The organism is Limisphaerales bacterium, from assembly GCA_014382585.1.
Classification (GTDB): domain Bacteria; phylum Verrucomicrobiota; class Verrucomicrobiia; order Limisphaerales; family UBA1100; genus JACNJL01.
This window is the reverse complement of record JACNJL010000026.1, coordinates 146,799-173,243: the sequence shown is the minus strand read 5'-3', so window position 1 is coordinate 173,243 and position 26,445 is coordinate 146,799. Positions and strand designations below refer to the sequence as shown.

15 protein-coding genes are annotated in these 26,445 nt (G+C 56.8%); 3 read left to right on the top strand and 12 right to left on the bottom strand.

Going from position 1 to position 26,445, the window contains the following annotated elements:
* Window positions 1–10: 10 nt before the first annotated feature.
* The 5 genes from H8E27_04170 to H8E27_04150 are packed head-to-tail and all read right to left on the bottom strand — an operon-like array spanning window position 11 to window position 11,051.
* The gene (locus H8E27_04170) at window positions 11–802 is read right to left on the bottom strand and encodes a DUF3445 domain-containing protein (GenBank protein ID MBC8324802.1); all 792 of its coding nucleotides are present in this window, start codon (window positions 800–802) and stop codon (window positions 11–13) included.
* Window positions 799–3,366, bottom strand: a complete 2,568-nt coding sequence (locus tag H8E27_04165) for a hypothetical protein (GenBank protein ID MBC8324801.1) — start codon at window positions 3,364–3,366, stop codon at window positions 799–801. The genes H8E27_04170 and H8E27_04165 overlap by 4 nt, the downstream gene beginning before the upstream one ends.
* Window positions 3,359–5,074 carry a fused MFS/spermidine synthase gene (locus H8E27_04160; protein ID MBC8324800.1) on the bottom strand — a complete coding sequence of 572 codons (1,716 nt, stop codon included), beginning with the start codon at window positions 5,072–5,074 and terminating at the stop codon, window positions 3,359–3,361. Before H8E27_04160 ends, H8E27_04165 begins: the two co-directional genes overlap by 8 nt.
* The gene (locus H8E27_04155; GenBank protein MBC8324799.1) at window positions 5,071–6,444 is read right to left on the bottom strand and encodes a dipeptidase; all 1,374 of its coding nucleotides are present in this window, start codon (window positions 6,442–6,444) and stop codon (window positions 5,071–5,073) included. The genes H8E27_04160 and H8E27_04155 overlap by 4 nt, the downstream gene beginning before the upstream one ends.
* Window positions 6,445–6,476: 32 nt before the next feature.
* Complete coding sequence (locus H8E27_04150; protein MBC8324798.1) at window positions 6,477–11,051, bottom strand: hypothetical protein; 4,575 nt, start codon at window positions 11,049–11,051, stop codon at window positions 6,477–6,479.
* 162 nt (window positions 11,052–11,213) lie between these two features.
* Here H8E27_04150 and H8E27_04145 point away from each other — a divergent pair, with 162 nt between their 5' ends.
* A complete protein-coding gene (locus H8E27_04145) occupies window positions 11,214–11,939 on the top strand; it encodes a glycosyltransferase (protein MBC8324797.1) in 726 nt (241 codons plus the stop codon).
* A gap of 2 nt (window positions 11,940–11,941) precedes the next feature.
* Here the strand turns inward: H8E27_04145 and H8E27_04140 are convergent, their stop codons facing one another.
* Genes H8E27_04140 through H8E27_04125 form a run of 4 tightly spaced genes read right to left on the bottom strand, consistent with a single transcriptional unit; the run spans window position 11,942 to window position 17,816 of the window.
* Window positions 11,942–13,945: a hypothetical protein gene (locus H8E27_04140; GenBank protein MBC8324796.1), complete on the bottom strand. Its 2,004-nt coding sequence runs from the start codon at window positions 13,943–13,945 to the stop codon at window positions 11,942–11,944.
* A 60-nt stretch (window positions 13,946–14,005) separates the two neighbouring features.
* Window positions 14,006–14,590, bottom strand: coding sequence for a hypothetical protein (locus H8E27_04135; protein ID MBC8324795.1), 585 nt, complete (start codon window positions 14,588–14,590; stop codon window positions 14,006–14,008).
* Window positions 14,587–16,071: a hypothetical protein gene (locus H8E27_04130; protein ID MBC8324794.1), complete on the bottom strand. Its 1,485-nt coding sequence runs from the start codon at window positions 16,069–16,071 to the stop codon at window positions 14,587–14,589. The genes H8E27_04135 and H8E27_04130 overlap by 4 nt, the downstream gene beginning before the upstream one ends.
* The gene (locus H8E27_04125) at window positions 16,071–17,816 is read right to left on the bottom strand and encodes a type II/IV secretion system protein (GenBank protein MBC8324793.1); all 1,746 of its coding nucleotides are present in this window, start codon (window positions 17,814–17,816) and stop codon (window positions 16,071–16,073) included. Before H8E27_04125 ends, H8E27_04130 begins: the two co-directional genes overlap by 1 nt.
* Window positions 17,817–18,129: 313 nt before the next feature.
* Between H8E27_04125 and H8E27_04120 the strand changes: the two genes are divergently transcribed.
* Window positions 18,130–19,131 carry a hypothetical protein gene (locus H8E27_04120; GenBank protein ID MBC8324792.1) on the top strand — a complete coding sequence of 334 codons (1,002 nt, stop codon included), beginning with the start codon at window positions 18,130–18,132 and terminating at the stop codon, window positions 19,129–19,131.
* A gap of 11 nt (window positions 19,132–19,142) precedes the next feature.
* Here the strand turns inward: H8E27_04120 and H8E27_04115 are convergent, their stop codons facing one another.
* Window positions 19,143–22,628, bottom strand: coding sequence for a pyruvate carboxylase (locus tag H8E27_04115; GenBank protein MBC8324791.1), 3,486 nt, complete (start codon window positions 22,626–22,628; stop codon window positions 19,143–19,145).
* Window positions 22,629–22,750: 122 nt separating this feature from the next.
* Between H8E27_04115 and H8E27_04110 the strand changes: the two genes are divergently transcribed.
* On the top strand, window positions 22,751–25,276 hold the full coding sequence (locus H8E27_04110; GenBank protein ID MBC8324790.1) for a CehA/McbA family metallohydrolase: 2,526 nt from the start codon (window positions 22,751–22,753) through the stop codon (window positions 25,274–25,276).
* A gap of 37 nt (window positions 25,277–25,313) precedes the next feature.
* On the opposite strand, the gene H8E27_04105 is transcribed toward H8E27_04110, so the two are convergent.
* Window positions 25,314–26,111, bottom strand: coding sequence for a hypothetical protein (locus H8E27_04105; protein MBC8324789.1), 798 nt, complete (start codon window positions 26,109–26,111; stop codon window positions 25,314–25,316).
* A 15-nt stretch (window positions 26,112–26,126) separates the two neighbouring features.
* A complete protein-coding gene (locus tag H8E27_04100; GenBank protein ID MBC8324788.1) occupies window positions 26,127–26,318 on the bottom strand; it encodes a hypothetical protein in 192 nt (63 codons plus the stop codon).
* Window positions 26,319–26,445: the final 127 nt, after the last annotated feature.

Genomic DNA, 26,445 nt, shown 5'->3' with positions numbered 1-26,445 from the left:
TGATTTATGATTACGAACGGAGTAGCTCAAGCAACTGCTCGCGTCCATCGGTGACGTTTTTGTAATCGGCAACATCTTCTGGCATCGTGGCGATGGCGCGGTACAAACCGGCTTGAGCTTCGGGGAATTTTTTGAGTTCTGCCAGTAACACATTCACCAAACGAATGCCAAAGAGCAACGCTTGTGTTTGCGGCAGCCTGAAAAGCACTTGATCTTCAATCCGAATCCACACCTCGGCATCAGTAAATGGCGGCGTGAGGCGCGGGGTGTCTCGGGTGGGATGTTGGTTGAGTTCCGGCGAGCGGCTCAGCCCCCAATTGGAGCGCTCCCATGCCTTGCCCGGTTCGAGATGAGCAAGGAATTTATCGAGGCGCGCGCCGAGGGATTCGTTGAGCGTGGGCACCGGCGAATGGATGGCGTGTACCGGCAGCCCGATTTTTTCTTCCGGCCGCCAAGATGACGGGAAACAGACCGCCCCCGCTCGAAAAGTGAACCGCCCCTTTTCGTCCGGCAATAAAATCAGAAAATCCGGCTCCCAATGCAGCGCCAGTTCGCGGCACCCTCCCCCGTCCAATCCAGCCCAAGCGAGGCATTCGGCAACAGCTTCGGCCGCGGATGATTCCTCAAATACACATTGTGTCGTGGCTTCCTCCAAGGCGTTTTGGCGCCCGTCCATGAGGGTGGAGTGGTCCAATGTATCAGCGAAAAAGCTCGCTGCATTGCCCGGGCGTGCGCCAAAGCGAAACTCAAAATCGTGGTCCGGAAATAAAGAGAGCCACGTCGGTTGTTCGCCCGAGGTCATTGCGCTTGCCCCGTTAACCGTTTCCAGCGATCGCCCCAACGATACCACCAATCGGGTTTATACATGATCCGGAAAATGCTCGCATAATCATCAGACCACAGCGGCGAATCTTCGTCCTCTGTAAGATCCGCAAACGGATAGCCAAACAGTGCGGCGGTTTCAAAAAATTCCGGGTCACGACCCAAGAGCACCCAAGCGGACCCATAAACCCATTCTTCATCTATGCCGCCATCAAGGTTATTTACCACCATCATTGTAAGCCCGAATTCCCGAGCCAAGCGCCGCACCACAGGTTCCAAATCCAGATACCGATTTGAAATGTGAACGGCCAACACCCCTTTTGGATCAAGGTGTTTCAGGTAAATCGCCACCGCTTCCCGCGTCAATAAATGCACCGGAATGGAATCACTGCTAAATGCGTCCAGCGCCAGCACGTGAAATCCCTGAGGCTTGCCCGCGCGCAACTCTGCCTCCATCGACAACCGCGCATCGCCCAGCACCACCTCGACCTCAGCCCCGCGATCTTTTGCCTGCAGCAAATAGGTAAACGTGCCCACCTCCAACGCGGATAACTTCACCACTTGCGGGTTGATCTCGTACATTCGATAATAATCGCCCTGCTCTGCATAGCCGGCCAAGGTTCCCACGCCGAGGCCCACTACGCCCACGCGCAACCCTTGGGTGGAATTTGCATCAATCGGAAAATGTTGTACTGCGATTCCCACACCTGTTGGCGGGCCATAATATGTTGTCACCCGTTTACTGGCCTCGGTTCCGGTAAATTGGTAGCCATGTGTAATGCGGCCGTTTAGCAACAAACGAAACTCGTCATCGCCAAGTGAGAATTCTGATATTTTCAAAATCCCATAAAATCCGCGCTCACGATAAATCGCATCGCCACGCCCGTCGCGGGCTTGGATGATCAGCCCCACCGCCAACGCCACCAGCACCGGCACCCAACCGCCCGCAGCCCAGCCCCATTGGATGCGCCATCCACGCCAAGTACGCACACTGTTCCAAACGAATGCATTTAACGCCAACAACGCGGTGACCACCCAAATGCCGGGATGAAATTGGTTGAGATAATGAAATTTACTGTTAACCAAACTATCTCCAGCAATTACCAATGCCACCAGCGTTAATGTTAATGCACCAAACGCACCGATGATTCCCGCATATAATTCACGCGATTCTGTTCGCCGCAATGGTCCCCACCATTGCTGGTACACCAAGCGCGTTAACAAACAGGCCACCACAAAAGGCACCATCACCGAGAGTGCGCGCCATTTTCCGTTTAAGCTGGAATCCTTCAACAGCGCCAAACAAACCGTCAACCAACACCCCAATAAGATCAGTCGCAGATGCCACTTGGTCACCCGCCAATCTTCACGCCGCACACAACACGCCACAAAAAAAAGCAATCCGACCGTCCACAATGAAATATGGAATTCCCAATAGCCATCAAACCAAAGCGGCGCCAGCACCGCCACAAACAATCCTCCCAGCGCACCGCCACCCGAAATGCCAAGAAAATATTGCGTCAACCGCGCCGGCTCCGGCCGTAGTCGATAGAGTTCTCCGTGGCAAACCATACAGCTGACAAACAGCGCGCCACAGAGAAGGCCTACCTGCGTGAGGATGCCCATATCCACCCCCTCCTTTAACGCCCAGATAACTCCCACCCATAGCGGCACCAGCAACGGCACAAAATATTCGCGCACGTACCAACGAGGGTTGTCGAAGCAAATGATAAAGGTAATCAGATAAAGCGCCAGTGGCAGCACCCACAGGAAGGGCACGACGGCCACATCAAGGCAAAGCTTGTTGGTGGTGGCCATCAGCAGCGCCGTCCCACAGGCGGGCAGCGCCAGCCACAGTAGCCAGCGCATGGCTTTGGAAAGTGGGGATTCCTCGGTGGATTCCTCCAGCTCTACTTTGCCAACATCCTTGGCGCGATACAAACGCCACGCCAGCCAACCACACGCGGCACCATAAAATAGCATGCCCCACGACCAGCCATTCACTTGCGAAGTCCGTGAGCTCCACGGTTCCACAAGGAACGGATACCCAACCAACGCCAGTAAGGAACCCACATTGGAAAGCGCATACAAACGATACGGCGAACGCCCCGGGTGCGTGCGCGCGAACCACGCCTGCACCAGCGGCCCCGTGGCGGAGAGCACGAGATAGGGCAACCCGATGCTCAAGGCAAGCAACAGCAGGATTTGCAGTGTGGGCGATTCTCCTCCCACCGGTTTGAGACTTTCACTGGGCGTGATGGGCAAGGTGATCACCGCCAGCGCCAGCAACACCCCGTGAATAATCACCTGTTTGCGCAGCGGGAAAAAGTGGTTGAGACAATGCGCGTAAGCATAGCCGCCCAGCAGCAGGCATTGGAAAAATAACAGGCACGTCGTCCATACGCCGGGCGTGCCGCCAAACCACGGGAGGATGTATTTGCCGATCAGCGGCTGCACGAGAAACAGCAGAAACGCACCCCAGAAAATGGTCACCGCGAATAGCGGGAGCCCCACTGCGGAGGCTTTTGTTTCGCTTTCAGCCATCAGTGGATTGGATGAAATCCATTAACCCACGCCGATTTGCTTCACGGTTGTGGGCGTCGTAAAATTCCACGGGATTGAAATCATCCAGCAGAATGCTCCCCACGTTGGGATCATACACTCGCTCTTTTTTCCACGCCAATCCGAGCTCTTCCTGCATCTGGAAATGTTCAGAAAAAAACGGTCCCGTGCCATTGGCCTCTTGCCACCAAGTGACCCACTCCGTCCGGATGGCGCTATCCTCAACCAACGCCGCCATCCGTTCGCGAGCCTCGGCGTTGGGGGCGGCGGGCGGGCGGTGCTTCACAAGCTTGCCCGCGGCCGTGGCCACAAAAAACACATTGCCCTGTCCCGAGGCATGAACGGTGACGCTGTGTTCGCCGACAAAAACCGAGCGCAGGGTCTTGTCCAGCGAAGCAGCAAAAAACTGGCGTTTATCCGTGGACTCCCCAAAACAGTTAATCACCAGCACACCCGTAGGCGAAAGATGTTCGCGGATGGAGGTGAAGGCTTCCTGCGTCATGAGATGGCTGGGAGTGGAATCCCCAAGGAACGCATCCAAAATAATCGCGTCGTATTGCTTATCCGATTGATTGAGAAACTGTCGCCCATCGGAGACGATCACGTTGACCTTGCTGGAATCAAACCCAAAATATTGCTCAGCCATCGGGATCACCGCGCCGTTAATTTCCACGACATCCACCGCCACGCCATCAGCCGCCAGTTGCATTGGCACAATGCCCACGCCCATACCGATGCAAAGCGCGTTATCCAGCTGAGGCGTGTAAGCATGCGCGAACCACCGCAACGCCCCGGAAAAAAGCGCGCGGCTCTGACCCGTTTTAGGATCGTACGTGTTTTGAATGAGTTGATCGTTGAGATATCGGCGCTCCACATTCTCCCCGTCACGATATTCGATGACCAGCAACTCGCCATAATTCGAGTTACCGCGATAAAGCACATCCCAGGTTAGCCCGCCATATTTCATCGTGTCCGCAAATTCCCCGCGCAAACCGCTGTGGCCCAGGCCGGCCGCAAGCAACCCCGCCACCACCAACCCGGTAACCGCCGACTCGCTACGCCCCCACACCATAAAGTAAACCGCCACTAACGCAACCAAGACGCCCGCAGTAATCAGCATCGTCACCGAGTTTGGGAAATTTGGGATGAGCACATACCCAATCAACACCGCCCCCGCCACGCTGCCGAGAGTGCTAATGGCAGTAAGTCGGCCCATGTTGCCTCCCACTTTTTCAACTGATTGCGTGAGCACGCGCACGAGGAAAGGGCCGGTCATTGACAGCAACGCCAACGGCACGAGAAACAAAAACGCCGAGGCAAATAGCGACGCCCACTCGAGCGGGAGCTTCAAGAGTTTGAAACAAATCGGCCGCACCATCGACACCGTGCCGACGAGATACACCGCGGCACCCAGAATAGAATAATAAAGAAAATTCAAACGCGGCGAGCGGTCTACCATCCAGCCCCCCACAAAATAACCCGCGGAAAGCGCGACCAACGTGACCGCGATTTGAGCCGTCCACACAAAATGCGAAGTCCCGAGAAAAGGCGAAAGCATTTTCGCGCCAAGGATTTCCACGATGAGAATTACCGCGCCCGTGATGGTGGCGGTAAAGTATAAAAATCGCCGCAGCCCAGCGGATAATTCCGCGGGCTCGGCCTTGATGGAGGTTTTTTTGGATTCGTTCACGATGATGCGGCGGCCAAGGCCGGCCAAAGACGGGCGCTCATAGCCGCGCCGTTATGGAAACAGGTGAGGTCAAATTTTTCATTGGGCGAATGGAGATTATCGTCCGGCAACGCCAACCCGAGCAGCAGTGAATCCGCGCCCAGCACTTTTTTAAATTCGGTGATAATCGGAATGGATCCGCCTTCACGCAAAATAACCGGTTCGTGTCCGAACGCTTCGCGTAACGCACCCAATGCCGCCTGCGCCCGCGGGCCGGTGGGCGACACCAAATATGGCTCTGCGCCGTGGCCTTCTTCGATTTCCAATCGTACGCCGGGCGGGCAAAGCCGTTTCAACTGCTTTTTCAGTAGCCGCAATATTTCACGTGGCTGCTGGTCGGGCACGATACGGCAGGTAATCTTCACGCGTGCCCATGAGGGGACAATTGTCTTGCTGCCCTCGCCCTGATAGCCGCTGGTGAGACCGTTGATTTCCAACGTGGGCCGCGCGCTCCGTTGTTCGATGGCGGTGAAGCCTGCCTCGCCGTAGAGACCGTTCACCCCGAGGAGTTTTTTGTAGCCCGCCTCACTGTACGGGAGCCGTTTGAATTGCTTTCGTTCGTGGGCGGAAAGGTTTTGCACTTTGTCGTAAAATCCGGGTACGGCAATGCGCCCTTTGTTGTCGAGCAATGCCGCCAACATTTGGCTCAGCGCCATCGCGGGATTTTGCACGCTGCCGCCGTAAATTCCTGAATGCAAATCCGCCTTCGGCCCGCGCACGGTCACCTCCATCGCCGCCACGCCGCGCAGGGCGTAGGTGAGCGCGGGATGTTTTTTGGATGGCATGCCGGTGTCGGAAACGACCACAGTGTCGCATTTCAATTCTTTTTTCTTTTGGCGCAGAAATGTCGTCAGGCTTTCGCTTCCCACTTCCTCTTCGCCCTCGATCACAAACGTGAGATCGCACGGCAATTCAGTGCCGGTTTTCAAAAACGCTTCCACCGCTTTGAGATGCGCAAAATGCTGTCCTTTATTATCCGTGGCTCCGCGTGCGTACACCGCGCCATTGCGAATGATGGGCTCGAAGGGCGGTGAGTTCCATTCGTGTAGCGGCTCCGGCGGCTGTACATCATAATGGCCGTAAACCAAAAAGTGAGGACGTTTGCCCGGCCGCTTGGGGGTGGTCGCTGTCACGATTGGATGAAAATCCGTGGCGTGTTTCTTTGCCTTGAGCCCGATGGCGCGACAGTGATTCACCACCCAATCTGCCGTGGCGCGCACGTCTTTGGCGTGTTTGCTCTGGGCAGAAACACTGGGCAAGCGAAGGTATTCGCAGAGCTCCTCTTCAAAGTGGCCACGGTGGGCTTGGAGGTAATCAAAAACCGGTTGCATGCGCGCGGAGTGTACCAAATAGGGGCACTCAATCAATCCTCGTTCCCGCCGGGAATGAGCCACCGCAGAAGGCCCAATGGATTCACGATCATGTCCTCTTCCTTGTTGAGCAACGGAATGGGCAGTTTGCGAAATAATCTGCCGGGGGTGGCCGTCAATTGCCTGCCCACCATCAGTGACAAACCCAATTCGTTTGGCTTAAAAACTATATCATTTAACGGGCCTGAAATCGAAAGACAGGGGGGAATTTTCACAAACTTGTTATTCGGGAAAACAAACGCGGCCGGACTATATTTGTTTGCTAAATTGGGGGCGAATTCGATGGTGAGTGTTTCGTTGATGAGCGACTTGTCCCAATGATTTGCCAGCTTAAACTCACCCTGAATATTTGCCCGTACGAGTGGTCCGGCCACTGTGAAATCATGTGAAATGAGCCCTTTGCTCACAGAAATTTCCAACTCTCCCTGATCCAAATGGCTGGCCCCCAATTCCTTGTCACCCAATAGAGACGCGATATTTCCTAAAGCGCCTGACACTTGATTCATGGGTAATGACAGGCCGGGAACAATTTGGATAATGCTGGTCACCGCGGATGGGATGACATTGGGCTTGGGCATTTTGCCATCGCGAAAAAAAGCCCAATGCGCTTTGGTGGTTGTAAAATGGGCCGGGCCGTTATCAATGCCGCGCAGCAAAAAACTCTTTTGAAATTCAGGCCCGCTCAACGCATTGGCGGCCACATGGAATCGGGCATCGAGCAATCCGTAATTGTGCGCGCGTTTAATTTTGAAGTAATCATTCAGCTGATTCAGCGGAAGCTGTTCACAGGAAATATTCATTGCATAACGCGTGCGATTTCCCTGCGGAATAAACCAGCCTTCGGCCATCACGGGGGTCCCGAAGAGTTTCATTTCCAGCGGTTTCAAATGCACTTCGTCGCCATCGAGCACGATGCTTCCCAACACATTCGTACCGGTGAGGCCAAACCAGTGCATTTGTTTCACATCAAAATCCCACTGGAAATTATGGAACACCGAGCGCGTCACCGCAGGTGCAGTGGGTGCGATGGGCGCAACCGGGAATGCGGCGGGCTTGGGTTTGCTAAATTGTTCAAACATTCCCTCCAGTGCCGTGATGTCGAGCGACTTAGACTTAACCTTCAGATGCCCCGAAGGATTCGCGCGCCGGGAAAAATCCAAACGGCCCGCCACTTTCAAACTGGATTCCCCGGTAAACGCATTGGTGGCCGTTAATGTCGCAGCGCAATTATCGAAGTGATAAACGTGATTGGTCACACCGCCCTTGAAATTGAGCAGCAAAGCACGGGCAGGCGCACGCTCGGGATCCCCCGTCAACCGCACGCGATCCAAATGAAGAAGGGCATCCACCTGGCCGCTACCTGCCCCATCAATGCGCACCAAGCCTTTGAGCATTTTAACGCGGATCGTTTGGAATGCGGGGCCGCCGAGCAAATCGGACACGGGGGCAAGGACAAGCTGGTCCAAGTCCCGGCAGTCCAATTCCAGATTTCCATGACTACGGAAGGGATTGAAATCACCTTTTACGCTGAAAGTGCCGCTGTGTTTATTGTTGATGAAAATAAACCCGCGGGTGCCGCTGGAGCGGAGTCGCCATTCGCCGGTTCCGGGCATAGTTTGTCGGGCGAGGTCGAGTGAGGCGGTGGCGCTAAGGATTTTATCGGGCCATTGCTTGCTTGGATCGTCCATCCGAACGCTGGCGAGTTCTACATCGCCTTTCAATTGAAACTCACCTTGGCCGCCACTGGTAATCTCCAATTGGCCCGGGAGCTGCAGCACGCCTTGGGTGAGTTTGCGCGGGGCAAGTTTTTTACTGAGCAAGGGCTGTAGCAAATGATGGTTGATGAAGCTCTTTTCCTTTTCCGCCGGCGGTTGAAACACCACGCGCCACCGATGGGTGCCGGGGTGATGCTGGCCACTGAAGCGCAAACGGGCGGCGGTTTTATCGGGCAACATTATTTTGAGGTTTGCATCCCGAATCGTATTGACCGGTTGGCCGTCCTCAGGAATTGCACGCGAACAATCAAGGTAAAGCTCGGCGTTCATCGGCACCTTCGGCCAATCAAAACCCCGCGCCTCGGCGAGCACCCCGCTGGCGTGAACGATGCCGCGCAGGGTTCCACCACCGTGACCGTCAAGGTTGACCTCGGTTTTCCCAATCCATTTAAGTTTGCCGCCGGTCCACGTCAGCGCTCCACCGTTGTCGGCCAACCACGGTGCGAGCAAGCGATGATCCAGCTCGGCGTCGTCCAGGGTGAAGGCGGCGGCACCGGTGTGCGGATGCCAGCCGCCGGTGAGTTGCAGTTCGCCATCGAGCACATCGGCGCGCGGAAATTCTACCCGCATGCCGGCCACTGACACCGGCCACCGTGCTATGCGGCTTTCGTCCAGCGTCAATTTCCCACTGGCGGAAAACGTCATCGGCGCGCGCCAACCGGGTTGGCGGACGTCGGTGAAGGTCGCTTGACCGTTCACTTGAGTGTGCCGGCCGGGAATGTGATTCACCGAAACGGTGGCCGCTAGCACGCCATTGGTCAACTGCGTGATGCCGGTTTGGGCAGCAAACCGAGCGAGCCGGAAATCCTTCAACACTATTTCCTGAAAATTCAGATGGCCCGAGCGCAAATCCCAGTCGCCTTTGGCGGTGAGGTGCGGTGCAATTTCAAAGCCGCGCAACGCTACGCGCGCGCCAAGGCCATTCACCTTGAGCCGGTGACCGCCGTCGAGGCGCAGGTCAACATTGGCCCGTGTGAACAGGTTAGTGATTCCGTGTTGCCCCGCCTGAACATTGAAATTGGCCAGATTTAGTTGGCCCTTAACGGACTGAAATTGCGGAGCGCGCAGGCCCGCGGTCATGGTCCCGTTAAAATCAAATATTCCGCTCAGTGAATTGGGCGCTTTGGATATCCACGGACGTACGCGCGCCAAATCGGCCCGCACCGTGGTTTGCCCGCTGGCTGTGCGTTCGCGTAAATCACAAAGCACATGGTTGCCGGAGGCGAGAAACGCCGGGGCGTTGGTGCTGCCGAGGCGCAATGAATATTTGGATAGCGTTAACTGGCGAAAATCCTGCAGTGTCCCATCCGCGCGCAGGCTGGCAGGTAAGAGAATGGGATCGCCTTTCTGCAACCGCAAGCCGGCACCTTCGGCCGCAAGGGCAAAGCCAATGCGACGGCCGGCTTCCTGAAAATGAATATTCACACCGGCAGCCACGTGGCCTTCCACAGCGTATTGCCCCAGCAACGAAGGCCAATCGGCAAGATTGATATCTTGCGCAGAGAGCGAAAATAACGATTCGCCCAAGGGTGCGGCGCGGGTGCTCCAGTCAAATTGCATGGGGCGATCGAGATGCCCAACGAGCAAAGGAGTGCCCTCATGCGCGGCGTTCACTACCAGTGTGTCGAGCCGAGCGGTGCGGGCGGCCGTGTCGATGGCGAACGCATATTCTCCTCCGCCACGTTCCAGCGGCGGCGTGGTGAATTCGCTGGAGCTGAGATGGAATGGCTGCGCCTGCAGGGTCCCGCGCACTTCCAGCGTTTTGCCGAATCCCGCCACGCGAACGTGGTTGGTTGAGTCTAGCACCGTGGAATGAAAATCCAGCCCTACCGGCCGACCCAGAAAATTCAGGACCCGTTGATTCACCCCATGCAATGCCACCGTAAGATTTGCCGCGCCGGTGCCGGGCTGCAAGGCACCGCTGGCCTCGATCTTGCCCAACGCAGTGCCCGCGTGCGTAAAGTGCAGGGCGAATCGTTGCAACGTTTCTGCGGTGACTTCGGCGTCCAATTCAGTGTTCAGCCCCGTGGCAAATGCAAATTGTCCGGTAGCCAGAGCCACTTGAAAATGACCTTCGCTTTTGAGCCGCGTGAGGAGCAAATGTTCATCAAGTTGGTGTGTGAATTTCACCTGAAACTCACCAGCCAATCCTTGGCCGGGTTGCTGGAGCGGTTTCAAGGAGTACCCGGCGCGACCGTTCACGGTGAGCTCGCTGGATCGGCCGGAAGCAAATTCGTTGGAGGTAATGGTCACGCCGGATAATTGCACGGATTCGGTGGTGCCACTTTGATGGTCACATCGATACTCCACCCGCGCGCCGTGGATTGACATTTGTTTAATTTGGAACGGTTTCCCGGGGCGATTTGAACGAGGGCGCTCAAGCAAGGGGGCATAGTTGGCTTGGCCGTTCCGGTCGATGTGTAGAAATAGTTCAGGTTCGTCGCATTCAATTTTCCCGAACGCCATGCGGCCCGCGAACAAATCGCGCCATTGATAATTGATTTGCACGCGGGAGGCTTTGAGGAGAGGCCGCTCGCCGATGGTGTGGAGCGTGACGCCTTCCAACTGAAGTTGGCTACCGAACGACCAACGCGAGTGTTCAAATTGTACGGTTGAGTTAAGGGCGTGGTTTAGTTTGGGAAGCAATACCGCGCGCATGAACCAGTTGCTGCTCAGCACAGACCAACCCACGATGAGCAGCAGCAACACGATGCCCACACCCCACACCAAACGGCGCCGCCATCGGCCCGGCTTACGCGGGGTGGCCACCTTTTTTTTGGGAAAACTCTCCATTGCGTTGCCGTTAAAAACCGAGGAACAAAAGTATCAGAGGGAAAAGGAAGTCTCAATGACCAATGCCCGCGTTCCAAGTTACCGCGTTTCCTTGGGCCTGGGCATCAACCCTCGTAAATTTTCCCGACTTTCAGTTTCCCGCCGTTCGGAGCATAGTGCGGCGTGTTGATCTCCGTTGCTATTCCTGCGTTTAACGAGGAGAAACTGTTGGGCGAAACCTTGGCGGCAGTGGATGCCGCCGGCGAGACCTTTCGCGCTCGGGGTTGGGAAATGGAGGTGGTGGTTTGTGATAATAACTCGACCGACCGCACCGCCGCGATCGCGGAGGCAGCCGGAGCGCGAGTGGTGTTTGAAGCACAAAACCAAATCTCCCGATCGCGGAATGCGGCGGGGAATGCCGCGCGCGGGGATTGGATTATTTTTCTTGATGCGGATTCCACACCCTGCGAGGGGCTCTTCGCTGCCACGGCGGAATGGATGGAAGAGGAAAACACCCTCGGCGGTGGCGCGGTGATCCGGATGAAAGCGATGCCGTGGTGGGCGCGCATGGGGCTGGGAATTTGGAACTTAATCAGTCGCGTATTTCGTTGGCCCGCCGGCTCGTATATTTTCTGCCGCGCGGAAGCGTTTCGCGAGTTGGAAGGCTTCAGCCATAAACTGTATGCAGCCGAGGAAATTGAATTCGATCACCGCCTCAAGCGGCTTGCCCGCCGACGGCGGCAGCGGGTGCGCATCATTTGCCATCCGCCACTGCTTTCCTCCAACCGCCGGATGATCATGTATTCCCCATTCCGCCTGATGGGATTTATGCTCCGCTCCACCTTCACGGCAGGCGTCAACCTTCGCCGGCGCGAAACGTGCAACTGGTGGTACGACGGCCGGCGTTAAGCTTAGCGCTGTTGACGCCGCAATTGATCCAAACCATTGAGCCGCCGTGGTTCGGCTAACGGTTTCTCATCGGGTTGATTCAAGTCGATGCCATGCCGCTCGCGCATAATTTTCTCCTTGCGCTTGCGATCTTCATCCAAAAAAACCTCCCATTTATTGGTCAGCAAGCGTTCGTTAAACTGCGCCGCTTTCAAGCCCGGTTTGCCTTCCAGCTCGCTCAGCGCTTTTGTGTAAGCTGCCTCGGGCGAAGCCAACACGGTGGGCCGCATCATCACGATCAGCTCGTTACGTTCGTTAACATCCACGGTACGCCGGAATAATGCGCCCAAAACCGGGACGTCGCTTAACACGGGAACGCTGCTTTGTGTTTCGGTGACCTTGGTTTTGATAAACCCGCCGAGCACCACCATCTCCCCATCACGCACATTCACCTTGGCGTTGGCCGAACGATCGGTGGTGATGGGCACGGCGTTGCCGTCGATGATTTGTGAGCCAACGATGTCCTGAATTTGCTGGTTAATTTCCATGGACACCACGCCTTCGTCATTAATGAAAGGCAGCACTTCCAGCGTGATCCCGATTTTTTGCATTTGATACTGCGAACTGGTGCCGCCATTGATATCGCGAATGGAGCCGGTGACCACCGGTCGCGTGTCACCGATGAACAGCTCGGCCAATGATGCATGAGTGGTTTGGATGCGCGGCCGCGAAAGGATTTCCACGCGGGTATCATTGTTGATCGCCTCGAGTGCCACCTCCCAGTTCAGGCCAAACTTGCCCCAGTAATTGAACCCGGCACCGGATCCTCCAACGGAGTTGGTGGCAAACGCCGCCGGCCCGAGTGCCGAAGCCAATGCGCTGGAAAAGCCACCCTGATTCGCGGCTCCGGAATCATTGCCAATCCCTTCCTGTTGCTCGCGAATCGACACCCCGAATGTGGCATCATCGCCGAGAGCCACATCCATAATAATTGCCTCGATGAGCACCTGAGGTTGGACTCGATCCAGCTTGGTGATGAGATTCTTGGCCTGCTCCACTTTCGCGGGAGTGCCTACGATAATGACTTCGTTGCCGCGTTCCCATGAGATGATGGATGTTTCGCCAAGGATGGCCGCGCCCGTGCCGCTGAAGGCCGCGCCCTGCACCACCTGCGAAAGGCGTTGCTGCAATCCTCCCCGCTGTGAACTGCCGGCCGTATTGCTGCCGCCGGCGGGAGAGCTGCTGCTGTTGGTTCGACTGGTGGTGCCTCCCGTCCGACTGGTGCTGCCACCGGTGCGGCTGGTGCTGCCAGGGCGCGTATTGGCAGCGGCTGACCCCGTGGGGTTTGTGGTGTACGAACCGATCGCCGCGGCGATATCCGCCGAGAGGGCGTACTTGATTTTTACCACGGCGATTTCCTGTTCATTTTTTTCCTCCACATCAATGAATTCTAACATATCTAACATCCGGCGCACGTTGTTGGAGAAATCGCGAAGCACAAGTGTTTTGGTGCTCTCAATGGCCTGCACTGCCTGAGGTGATTTAGCAAACGCGGTAAGCAAATCCACTGTGTCTGAAGCTTTCACATGTTTGAGCTGGTGCACATAGTTGATGTACACTTCGCCCTCGGGCAATTCTTCCTTTCGCAACACGGTAATGGGCGGCGGAGTTTTCACCACTTCAGAGGCTGGGATAGCTTGAACCACCTTGTCGTTTACCACCACAATGGCGATTCCCCGGGTGGACATCAGCGTTTCGTAAAACGTCTTGGCCTCACGAGCGGTGAAGTCGTTTTTGGTGCGGAAGGAAAACGTCACCTTCGGCACATTCATACCCGTGATCACGGTTTTGCCGGTCATTTCGCTGTATTCCTCCAGCAACGCCTCGAGGTCAATGCCCTGCATGATGTGCCCCTTGTGCAGCACAATGGGTTCTGCCACCGGCGGCTGTGGCGCGGGCGGGGCTTGTTGAGCGCGAGCCGGGCCGAGGGCCGCCAGCAGTGCGAGGGTCATTATGGTTTTTTTCATACGCTTGATCTTTCTTTCGCTAGGTTGAGTTGGATCGTAAAATAAACGGATTGAATCGGATTAACGTTTCTTTTTTTTCTTGGATTTATTTTCACCAAAATTGGGCTTTGGATAGCTGGCGACAAATGACATTTGCACCTGAATGCGTTGGCGATCCGCAGTCGGGCTGATTTTGTAATCACTCACACGGATCATGGAATCTTCTTTGCCAGCCACATCCTGTAGGAATTTCACAAAATTAATCAGGCTAGTTTCAAACGCAACACTGCGTTTGTGCTCCTCGAAGGGGTTATCCTTGCGGGTGCCCGAACGGGCAAGGTCATTTCGGGTAAGCGTGATCCCGTTTCCCTCTGCTTCCCGGCGCAGCGTTTCAAGCACTTTGGCAGCTTGTTCACTGCCACTGGCCACACTGGCATTGGGGTTCAGCTCGGCCACTTTTTTTGTGTAATCCTGATGATTCGCTTGAACGATTTTTTCCCGCTGTAATTCTGATTGATGTTCACTCAGTTGAGCACGAAGCCTTAACAGTTCCGGCCCCATCGAAAACCACAACAGATTGCCCCCCACCAGCGCACACATCAGGAAAATATTCACCGCGCGGCGTTCTTCCGCCTTCACATTCAGCATGTTTAATATTGCGATCATTTCAATTGTTCGTTTGGCCGGATCATGCAAACGATCGTCCACCGCCCCGGACCATCTGCGCCGGCGGCCCCTTCACGCGAATTGATGGTACTGACCTCGTGGAATAATTTGCGTGATTGTTTTGAAACCGGATCGGTAACCATAATGCTTGCGAGATTATTCCGATAAATATCCACCCGCCTGCCTTCCCCGGATTCCACCTGGCCGGTGAGGGTAATGTTATTCCCTTCACCCCGCACCTCCACTGAGTTAATAAATCCGAGTGAGAGTTGTTCGGGCATTTGTTCGGCCACCTCCTTAAGCACTTGCAGGGCAGTCAATCTGCTGTTTCGCTGCATCACCAACAAATTGCGTTTGGCCACAAGGATCTCAACTTCCTTCTCCATCGCCTTCATTTTTTTCAATTGCTGATACTTCGCCTCCTTTCGCGTGGCGGTTTGCGCATTCAACACAAAATATCCCGCCACCAGCATCACGTATAATAACAGCATCCATGTCAGAATGCTGCTGAGCACGCGATCCACATCCTGTCGGTGATAGCTCGCCCGACGTTCGGGAGGGATGAGATTTCCCTGTTGAAGTGGGCGAGCGGCGCGTGCGGCGCAGGCAGCGGCCAATGCGCTGGCATCAGGCGGGGCCTCCACCTGAACCCCTTTCCCCGCCCATTCGTTAAGGATGGGCAACCATTGCTCTCCGTGCTCCGCTGCGATCACCAAATGCCAATGGGTGCTGCCGGTGAGCCACCCTTCCATCTCGCCGGCCCAAGTGGTGGCGGTGAGTTGCTCGGTCAATTCATTTAGATGTTCGGCGGAGGACAAGATGATTTGGGTGATGTTTTGCAACACGCCTTCATCCCACCAAGCCACCGTGCACACCACGCGCCCCTCAATGAAACGCGGGTAAATCCAGGCTCCATCGGGGCGGTCGCCACCCTGCGGCGTGGCCAACACCTGATGCATAACCGCCACTTCTAGTCGGTCGGGAAAATAACCGGCCGCTTCCAGTTCGCCCACGCATTCTTCCACCACCGTGCGCTCGGCTAACATGACTACCACCGTTTGCTGCTCACGATCCGCACGGTGCATCGGGACCACTTCGAATGACCACACCGCGCGCCCCAACGGCAGCGGCGAAACTTTGTCCAATTGCAGCTCCACCATGCCCGGCAATTCGCGTGCCTCGCACAGAGGCAAATGCAAGACGCGGAAAAACACTTTGTCCGCCGGCAACCACGCGTCATTTTGACAATGCGGGCTCCACATTTGGCTGGCATTGCGATCTAAATGCTTGATCGGAATTTGCTCGGCCGACTCGGATTCACGAACGTCCACCAGCTTCATCTGGTTTTTACTATTAGAAAACCGCCAGAACTGCTGTCGACCCGAGGAACAATCCACCACATTGCACGCAGCAGGCAACGCTTCAGCAGCTTGTGCTTTGGCCCGGGGCTTCGGCTTCGGTGTATCGTTGGAATCGGCCACTAAAAATTCTCCTGAGGTTCGTTACCCGAATCGGGCGACTGGGTGACGCGCAACACTTCTTCGATCGATGTCTTGCCCGCCAACGTTTGGCCCCAGCCGTATTCGCGAAGGGTAACCATCCCTTCCGCTCGCGCCTGAGCGGCGATTAGTGAAGCCGCCGCGCGATCAATGACCAGTTGCTGAATCGCCTCGCTCGCCACCAATAATTCGTAGATGCCCGTACGTCCCTGATACCCCCGACCGCCACACGCATCGCATCCGGCCCCATGCCAAAACTGCGCCTGCGAAATCTGGGCGGGCGGGAATTCTACTTTCAACAGGTATTCCTTCGCCACCTGTTGCTCAACCCGGCATTCCGGGCACAATGTCCGCACCAACCGCTGAGCCATGATCGCCTCGATAGCGTCGGCCACCAGAAAGGGTTCCGTGCCCATATCGATGAGCCGCGTATAGGCGCTGGGCGCATCGTTGGTGTGCAGCGTACTAAACACGAGGTGGCCAGTATTGGCGGCTTGAATCGCAATCTCCGCCGTCTCGCCATCACGAATCTCACCGACCATTATCACATCCGGATCCTGTCGCAAAAAATGCCGCAGCACGTGCGCAAAGGAGCGCCCAATATCGTTTTTAACCGACACTTGGTTAATGCCCTTCATTTCATACTCCACCGGATCCTCCACCGTCATGATGCGCTTATCGATGGAGTTAATGGTGTTGAGGAAGGAATAAAGCGAAGTGGACTTACCCGAGCCGGTGGGCCCGGTGACCAGCATGATGCCATGCGGCTTGGTGATGATTTCGCGGATACCCTGCTCGATGCGGCCGGTCATCCCGAGGCTGTCCATCCCCTTGAGCACGCTGCCACGTGTGAGCAGACGGAGCGACACGCTCTCGCCGTACACCGTGGGCACGGTGGAAACACGAATATCAATCTCCTCACCTTTGACGCGCACGTTGATCCGACCGTCCTGCGGCATGCGTTTCTCGGCGATGTTCATGCCGCTCATCACTTTGATGCGCGAGATCAATGCCGCCTGCAAAACTTTAAGCGCCGCCGGCAAGGGCATCTGATGCAAAATACCATCAATGCGATGGCGGATTTGCAGCTCATCCTCGTGCGGTTCAAAGTGGATGTCTGTTGCCCGGCTCTTGTAAGCCTGCCAGATGACCTGATTCACAAATTTAATGATGCTCGCTTCCTGATCCCCTTCGGCGATTTCCTTTTCATCGCCAAACATCAGCTCCAAATCATCCTCATCCCCCACCTCGTCCTGCGCCAATTCATCAATCGTCTCTGCGCCCACACCGTAATATTTCTCGTAGCTCTTTTCGATTTCTTCTGAAGAGGACAACACAAATCGCACCGGCCCCATCGCGGCAAAACGAACCGCGTTCAATAAATCCGTGTTGAACGGGTCGGACACCGCCACTAACAACACCCCTTCCTCCACGCTGATTGGGACTACGCGATATTGCGAAGCGATCTTGGAAGAGATACGGCGGCGCGCCTCGGCGGTGGGCTTTACGTCAACCAATTCAACGCGCTGCCAATCGTAAGCCTCAGCCACTCGCGAGAGAAAATCAGCTTCAGTCTTACCACTGCGTTTACAAAGAAATTCCGGCAAGGTGCCCGCCTCCGTGCCGCCAACACGCTCCGCACGCCAATCCGACTGCCATTGGTCAAACTGATCCGGCTCCGCTAATTGCGCGGCGACACAAAAGTCCCTGAATGAAGTATATGCCATCCCTACACCCCGCCCGTTTCCAGGCGCCCATTTACCCCTTTTGCCAATCAAATTGGCAGCCACAAGATATTGTGGCCCGGTGAAAAACTACCACATTTGGCGGTATCGGCAAGCCTAAAACGGTGCTACTTATCCTCACATATCGCGCCTAAATCGACTAAAACAAGGGGGAAACAAGCCCTCTTCGATGATGTGATTTCACATTGGAGACGCTCCCTTGCACAGAACGTTACCGTGGATCACTCCGGATTAATCTTGCCGCCACCGCGCGCGATCCCTTGACTGGGGAATGCGCCGGTCCGCACTATTTTTGATGCTGTTCGCCCTCTGGGTCACCGGCTGTTGCCTGCCGAAACCCACTTTGCATTTCGAGGCAGACGCGGTGGTGGCGATCGGCAACGGCACCCTCACCGTGCGACCCAAAGGGGGGGAACCTCTGTTGGGGAAAACCCAAACGGTTTCAGGACAAATTCAATTCACTCCGCGCTTTCCATTTCTTGCCGGTCAAGTTTACGAAGCGGTGCACACCGATTCCAATGGCCAACGCACCTCCATCGAGCACACCTTTGCCATCCGCGCCGCAGCGCCGCGCGTTTCCGCCGTGTATCCCGGCGGCGGAATACTGCCTGCCAATCATTTAAAATTTTACCTCCACTTCACCGAACCCATGCAGCGCGGGAACATTTTTCAGCACTTCCAACTCATCAACCTCACCACCGGCAAACCCGTCGACGAGCCCTTCCGCGAAACCGAGCTTTGGAGCGCTGACGGAAAACGCCTCACGCTGTGGCTCCATCCGGGCCGGCAAAAGACCGGGGTGAACCTGAACCTCGAATTCGGCCCGGCACTGAACCCCCACCAGCGATACGTGCTGGAAATATCTGGAAAATGGCAATCCGAAGCCGGCGTGCCCCTGAAAAATTCATTCCGAAAATCCTTTGCCACCACCAAAGCAGACCGCGCACAGCCCGATCTCGAGTTCTGGGAAATCACCCCGCCCAAAGCCAACACGCGCGACCCGCTCATGATCACCCTCCCGCACCCGCTCGATTGGGCGCTGCTGCACACGATGCTCACCGTGCTCGATGCGCAAGACCAAAGGGTCGATGGCAACATCGAAGTCTCCCACCACGAAACCGTCTGGCGTTTCCGCCCAACCAAACCTTGGGCGGACAACGGCTTCCGTTTGAAAGTGGGCTGGGAACTTGAAGATCTCGCCGGCAATAATCTCGAACGCCTTTTTGAAGTAAATCTGGAAACCCCGTCTGAACCCGCTTTCGCCCGTCCGCGGTATTTGAATTTCACCCCAAAGTAGGAAGACCTCTCCTAACCTTCGCGCAATTCCATTACGAGATCTTTTGCCTCTACCGATTCGCCAATGCCAACGTGGATGACGCCCACCACCCCATCGGCCGCGGCGTAAACCGTGGTTTGCATTTTCATTGCCTCCATCGTGATCAGTTTGTCGCCCTTCGAAACTTTGGCGCCCACGCCCACGGCCAGCTCGGTGATGATCCCGGGGATGGGCGCGCCCACGTGCAGATCATTGCCGGGATCGGCTTGGGCTTGGGCTTTTTCCTGCACGTTGAGCGAGGCATCGGCAATCTCCACTTCGCGCGGGTAACCGTTCAGCTCGAAGGTCAGCGTGCGCAATCCATCTTCGTCCGGCGCGCTGATGTTGATGAGCTTGATGTAAAGCGTCTTGCCCTCTTCAATGTCCACGGCGATTTCCTCGCCGGGATTGAGCCCATAAAAATATGTGGAACTCGGCAGCACGGAGACATCGCCATACTCGCGCCGGAATTTGTTGTATTCCCGAAACACGTCGGGATACATCAGGAAACTCAACAACGCATCGTCGCCGGCTTTGCGATGGATTTCGCCTTCCAGTTTTTTGCGCGTGCGCTCGAGGTTGAGCGGCTTCAAGTCCGCACCGGGGCGACCCTTGAGCGGTTTTTGTTTTCCGAGCACCACTCGCTGCACTTGGCGCGGCCAACCGCCGAGGGGTTTACCAAGCCGGCCTCTCATCATATCAATCACTGATTGCGGGAAAGGCGTGGATCCCGGCTCAAGGTTCACCACGTCCGCCGGCTTGATGCCGCGCGTGACCAAAAACATCGTCATATCGCCCACCACTTTGCTGGACGGCGTCACTTTCACGATGTCGCCAAACAAATCGTTCACCTCCGCGTACGTGCGCGCCACTTCCTTCCAACGCGCGCCGAGGCCCATGCTCTCCGCTTGTTCACGCAGATTCGTGTATTGGCCGCCGGGCATTTCGTGCTCGTAAATATCGCCAATGCCACTGCGCGGGCCGGTGTCGAACGGCGCGTATACTTTGCGCACTTGCTCCCAGTAATCGGAAAATTCATTTAACGTGCTCAGATCCAAACCCGTCTCGCGCGGCGTATGATCCAGCGCGGCCACCACGCTGTTCAGGTTTGGCTGACTGGTGGAACCGGAGAGCGACGCAACCGCGAGGTCAACAATATCCACGCCGGCTTCCGACGCCTTGAGCACCGATGCAGCATTCACGCCGCTGGTGTCGTGCGTGTGAAAATGAATCGGCAACCCCACTTCACCACGCAAAGTTTTCACCAGCTTGTGCGCGGCATACGGACGGCACAAGCCCGCCATATCTTTAATACAGAGCGTGTGCGCGCCCATTTTCTCGAGTTCCTTCGCGAGTTTCACGTAGTACTCCAGCGGATACTTGTCGCGCCGGCCGTCGAGAATATTGCCGGTGTAACAAATGGTGCCCTCGCACACCGCGTGCGTGTGCTGCACCGCCTCCATCGCGGCCTTGAGGTTGGGAAGGTAATTGAGCGAATCAAAAATTCGGAAAATATCCATGCCACTTTCAGCAGCGTGTTTGACAAACGCCCGCACGACGTTGTCGGGATAATCCGAATAGCCCACGGCATTGGATCCGCGAAAGAGCATTTGGAAACAGATATTAGGAACCGCCTCGCGCAGTTGGCGCAGGCGTTGCCAAGGGTCTTCGCGCAGAAAACGCATTGCGGTGTCGAACGTCGCGCCCCCCCACATCTCGAGGCTGAATAGTCCGGCCGCGCGATGCGCGACGGCGTCGGCGATGCGCAGCATATCCGCCGTGCGCATTCGGGTCGCAAAGAGGCTTTGGTGCGCATCGCGCAGGGTGGTGTCGGTGACAAGCAACCGCTTTTGTTTGCGCGTCCACTCGGCGAATTTTTCAGGGCCTTGTTCGAGTAAAATCTGCCGCGTGCCCGCAGGCGGCTCGGTGTCGCCATTGTGTTTCGGCGGCGCAATCGCTTTAAAAGGCTCCTTCACTTCAAAGCCTTTCGTCTGTGGATTTCCATTCACCGCCACGTCGCCGATGTAATTGAGCAACCGGTTCGCCCGATCGCGCCGACGCTTGAAGGCAAACAATCCCGGCGTGTTATCGATCAAGGCCGTGCTCGCTTGCCCGCTACGAAACGTTTCGTTTTTGATCACGTTCTCAAGAAACGGAATATTCGTCTGCACGCCGCGAATTCGAAATTCCTTCAACGCGCGCTTCATCCGATCCAGCGCAAGCGGAAAGCTCATCCCGCTCGCGGTGATTTTCACCAGCAACGAATCGTAAAAAGGCGTGATCACACTGCCCGCATCGCCCTGCCCGCCATCGAGCCGAAGTCCAAAACCAGCCGCCGAGCGATAGGCGATAATGCGCCCATAATCGGGCGTGAAATTGTTGGCAGGATCTTCAGTCGTCACGCGGCATTGCACAGCGTGACCGACGCACTTCACATTTTTCTGCTTGGGCAGCTGCATCATGTCGCCGTGCAACGCGTGCCCTTGTGCCACTTGAATCTGCGAGCGCACGAGGTCAATGCCTGTCACCACTTCTGTAACCGTGTGCTCCACTTGAATGCGCGGATTCATCTCAATGAAATACCACGCCTTGGAATCCATATCGTACAGAAATTCCATCGTACCCGCGTTGTCGTATCGGATGTGCTTGGCCAATTGCAACGATGCCGCGCAGAGTTCGTTCCGCACCGTTTCGTCAAGCGCCACACTTGGGGCGATCTCCACCACCTTTTGATAACGCCGCTGCACCGAGCAATCGCGTTCGTGCAAATGCAAAACGTTGCCGTGTTGATCGCCCAGGATTTGCACCTCAATGTGCTTGGCATTTTGCACATACTTTTCGAGGAACACCGCCGGATTCCCAAACGCACGATCCGCCTCGCCACGCGCTTCATCGAGCAACCGCTCCAAATCCTTGGCTTGATGCACCACCCGCATCCCGCGCCCGCCACCGCCGAAGGCAGCTTTAATAATGAGCGGAAACCCGATTTGCTTGGCAACCTTCACCGCCTTGGCGCGAGTCTTGATGGCGTCATCCGTGCCGGGCAACACCGGCACGCCGGCGGCCTTCGCCAGCGCACGCGCTTCGGTTTTGTCTCCCATTTGGCGCAGCAACTCCGGGCGCGGCCCCACAAACGTCATTCCCGCCTTGGCGCACGCCTCGGCAAAATCCGCATTCTCAGCCAAAAATCCGTAGCCGGGATGCACCAGATTGACCCCGCGCTCGGAAGCCATCCCGACGATGCCTTCAATATCGAGATACGCGCCCACCGGCCCCTTGCCCACGCCCACCATATACGCCTCATCGGCCTTAAACCGATGCACCGCCAGCCGGTCTTCCTGCGCGTAAATGGCCACCGTGCGCAGATCCATTTCCGTGGCCGCGCGAAAGATGCGGATTGCAATTTCGCTGCGATTGGCCGCCAATAACTTCACCGGCGCGAGAGGCGCCGACGCGTTTGATTTAGTTTTCCTCGCCATGAACGCGAGGCTTTTAGCAAAAATCCAGTGAAATGAAAAGTCCGGGGTACGCTCACCGTTGTGCCCGAGATAATGAATTCACTTGCCACCAGATTGCTCCCCGCCACAATGCCCTCAACGCTATGAAGAAATTCCTCATTCTCCTATTCCTTAATCCCCTCCTCTCCCAAGCCGCCGTGACCGCGTTCGAGGTCGGCCCGGGCAATACCGATCAACTGCCCAAAGGCAAGGAAGCCGACGGCATCATTGGCGATTTCATATTGCGCAATGACCACGTCACCGCCGTCATTTCCGGCAACCAACCCCTGCGCCGGGCCAACATGAGTACCTTTTACGGCACCGGCGGCATCACACCCGGGTGTCTTTATGACCTCACTCTAAACAAACGCCAAAACGACCAGCTCACCATCTTTGCCCCCGGCAGCCAGCGCGGCGACATCTCGCACATCCGCATTACCCAAGCTGGCGGATCCGGAGCCGACGCCGTGGCGGAGATTGAGGTGGTGGTGGCCGCCGAACGCAACAAGGGGCTTTTCAAAAAACATGTGTACCGGCTGGACGCCATGTCCCGTGGCGTATCGATCACCACCACCTACCGCAACGATTCCAAGGAAGCCCGCCGCGGAAGTGTGGACGACTACTGGAAACCCTCCGGCAAACGCGGCACGTTCCAGGGCGTGCGCTGGATTGATGCCGTGGACCCGGCCGATCGCGGCAGCTACGCCGCTGTCTGGGTTAACGGCCAACGCCGCAGCGGCATCGCGCCAAATCCGGGATCCCTGTCCCTCAAGCCAGGCGAGACGGCGACGTACACGCGCTTCCTTGCCGTGGCCAATTCACCCGCCGCCGCGGTAAGTGAAGCCTTGGTGTACGCCTCATCCGCTAAAAACCTGCTGGTCGGCGAACTGAAAGACCCGGTCGGACAACCCGTGAATGACGCCACTTTCGAAATCCGCCACGGCAATGAAACGCTGCCGGGTTATCCCTTGGGCCAAGGAAAGTTTGTCGTGTACCTGCCCGACGGGGAATACGGCGTGCGCATCACCGCCCGCGGCCGAACACCCGTAGAGCGCAAGGTGCCCCTGAAGGGCAATCAAGCTTCGGTGCTCAACGAGAAGCTCAGCGCCCTTTCCGGGGTCGCGTTGAACATCACCGATACCGGCGGCAACTCGATCCCCTGCAAGGTGCAGTTCAGCGGTCTCAACGGCACAGCGACCCCCAATCTCGGCCCGCAAAACCGCGCACACGGTTGCGTGGACCAATGGCACTCGGAGACCGGCAAGTTTAACGTGCCGCTTGATCCGGGGACGTATCGATTGGTCATCACGCGCGGCATTGAGCACAGCCATCTCGTGCGCGAACTCACCGTGAAGTCCGGTGAATTTGCGGCGGTGACCGGTAGCCTCAAGCGGTTGGTCAACACCGTCGGCTGGGTGAGCACGGATTTCCACAACCACTCCACCCCCAGCGGCGATAACCAGTGTGGCACCGACGACCGCCTGATCAATCTCGCCGCCGAGCACATCGAATTTGCGCCCACCACCGAGCACAATCGCCTCTACGACTGGACGCCGCACATCAAAAAACTCGGGCTCACCGAGCATCTCCGCACCATCGTCGGGCTCGAGCTCACCGGTGGTGGTGCCGGCTCGCATCACAACGCCTTTCCCTTGCCCGCGCCCCAGCCTTATGCGCAGGACGGCGGCGCGCCCGTGTTCCAGAACGACCCGCGGCTCAATGCCATCGTCCTGCAAAACCACGGCGGTTGGAATCCCAACCGCTGGGTGCACATCAACCATCCCAACCTCACTGAGAAATTCTGGGACCGCAATCTGGATGGCAAGGCCGACGGCGGTTTTGCCGGGTACGAACAATACATCGACGCCTTTGAGTCTCAGAACTTCCGGGGCAACAACATTCTAGCCACCGCCCCGTGGACCCTTTACCGGCGCGGCACGCAAGAAAGGGTGCGCGAAGTTCGCGAGTTTATCTGGCTGCAGATGCTCAACCAAGGCTACCGCACGCGGGCCATTGCCGTGGCCGACGCCCATTCCGTGTACGGCAACGGCGTCGGCGGCTGGCGCACCTACATCCCCAGCAGCACCGATGCGCCGGCCAAGATTGATCCGGACGAGATCATCCGCAACGCCAAGGCCGGCCGGCTGATGCTCACCACCGGTCCGTTTCTGGAAGTAACCGCTAACGGCGCCCTGCCCGGAAGCGAAATCACCGTCAAGGACGGCCAGGTCAAATTGAAGGTAAAAATCCAATGTACCGACTGGGTCCACATCAACCGCGTGCAGGTTCTCGTCAATGGCCGGCAGGACCCGAACCTCAACATCACCGCCAAGAAAAATCCGAAGATGTTCAACAGCGCACCCGCTGTGTTTGAGACCACCTTCACCGTGGACCTCAAGGAAGACGCCCACCTCATCGTCGTGGCCATGGGCGAAAACGCCGATCTCAAAACCGGCTACGGCACCAGCACCAACGCCAGTCTCAAACCCTGCGCCTACATCAACCCCATTTGGGTGGACACCGACGGCAACGGATTCCAGCCCAACAAAGACACTCTCGGTTGGCCGCTACCGTTGGGCCGACAGGACCCCGCCAAGATTCGTGCGTTGTTAAAAGCGAAAGGAAAGTAACTCTCACGCAGAGCAGCGGAAGCGTGGAGCCGACCCTTTAACGCCGGCGGCGGTTGCGCGGGCCGGAGTTGTCGGTGTTGGGCGTCTTGCTTTCCCAGCGTTTGCCGGCGCGGACGCCCGCGGCGCGGTGTTCCTGATAGCTTAATTGATTGGGCTGATGTTGGTTCAGGCCCAAGGCAAAATGTCCTTTCAACCGAGTCAACGGCAGGTCCAACCCAATCTCCCGGATTACCTTTCCCGTCAGCCCAAATGTCCCCGGCTGAATCACAATGATGCCCGCCTTGACCGTCAGCCCTTCGATCGCCTTGAGTTCATCCGATTGGCCCACCCGAACGTATTGCGCCCGCCCGATGAAATCATCCGACCACGCCAGCGCGGCGAGCTTGGTTTCCATAGCAGCGCGCTGCTTGGGATCCGCTGAATACAGCGCCACCAATGGCTGGCGATCCGCTGCGGCCACATTCAAGGCCAGCCGCAGGTCCGCCAGATACGGCACGGGCGGCGTGCCGGCCGCTTTGTCTTTGCCGGGATAGGCCAAGGCAATCGCCTCCATCGTGTCCCCCATCTTCGCCAACACCGCCTCGGGCTGCGTGTGGATGCCTGGCCCAGCTTGGCCCCCAAACGCCCATGCCGGACTCCGGCCGGCGCGGACAATGGATGTTTTCCCATCGGGCGTCAGGATGCCGAACACGGTGTTTTGCAACTGGCCACCGCGGGCGAAGATGCCCTTGAGCACTTCGTTTTCCGCGGCATTTTCATAAGTGGCCAAGCGAATGCACACAAACTTGCGCGAGGCGGCGACTACTGATTTGTGGGACAGGAAACTCCCGTCCATGCTCGTTTTGCCCGGTCACCACACACCCGGCACCGTCTGGCACTGCGGCGCGCCGGAGATGAGCAGGATCGGTTTGCCCGTGCGCTGCGCCTCAGCCAAGCCGCCCTGCCACGTGCCAAACCACGCAATTTTGTCGGCCGCGGCAGACGTGAAGACGCATAAATTCACCGCAAAAAACCCTGTGAGAATGAGAGGGATGAGTTTCATTATTTGATACTTCCTGTTCCCCTCGGACGATTTTCGTGCGCGCCAAGTTACATTTTTCGTAACTGTTGAGCGTCACCGGGCGTCCTAATTACTCGAACTCAACCGAAGTCTGAAGATTCACAAAAAA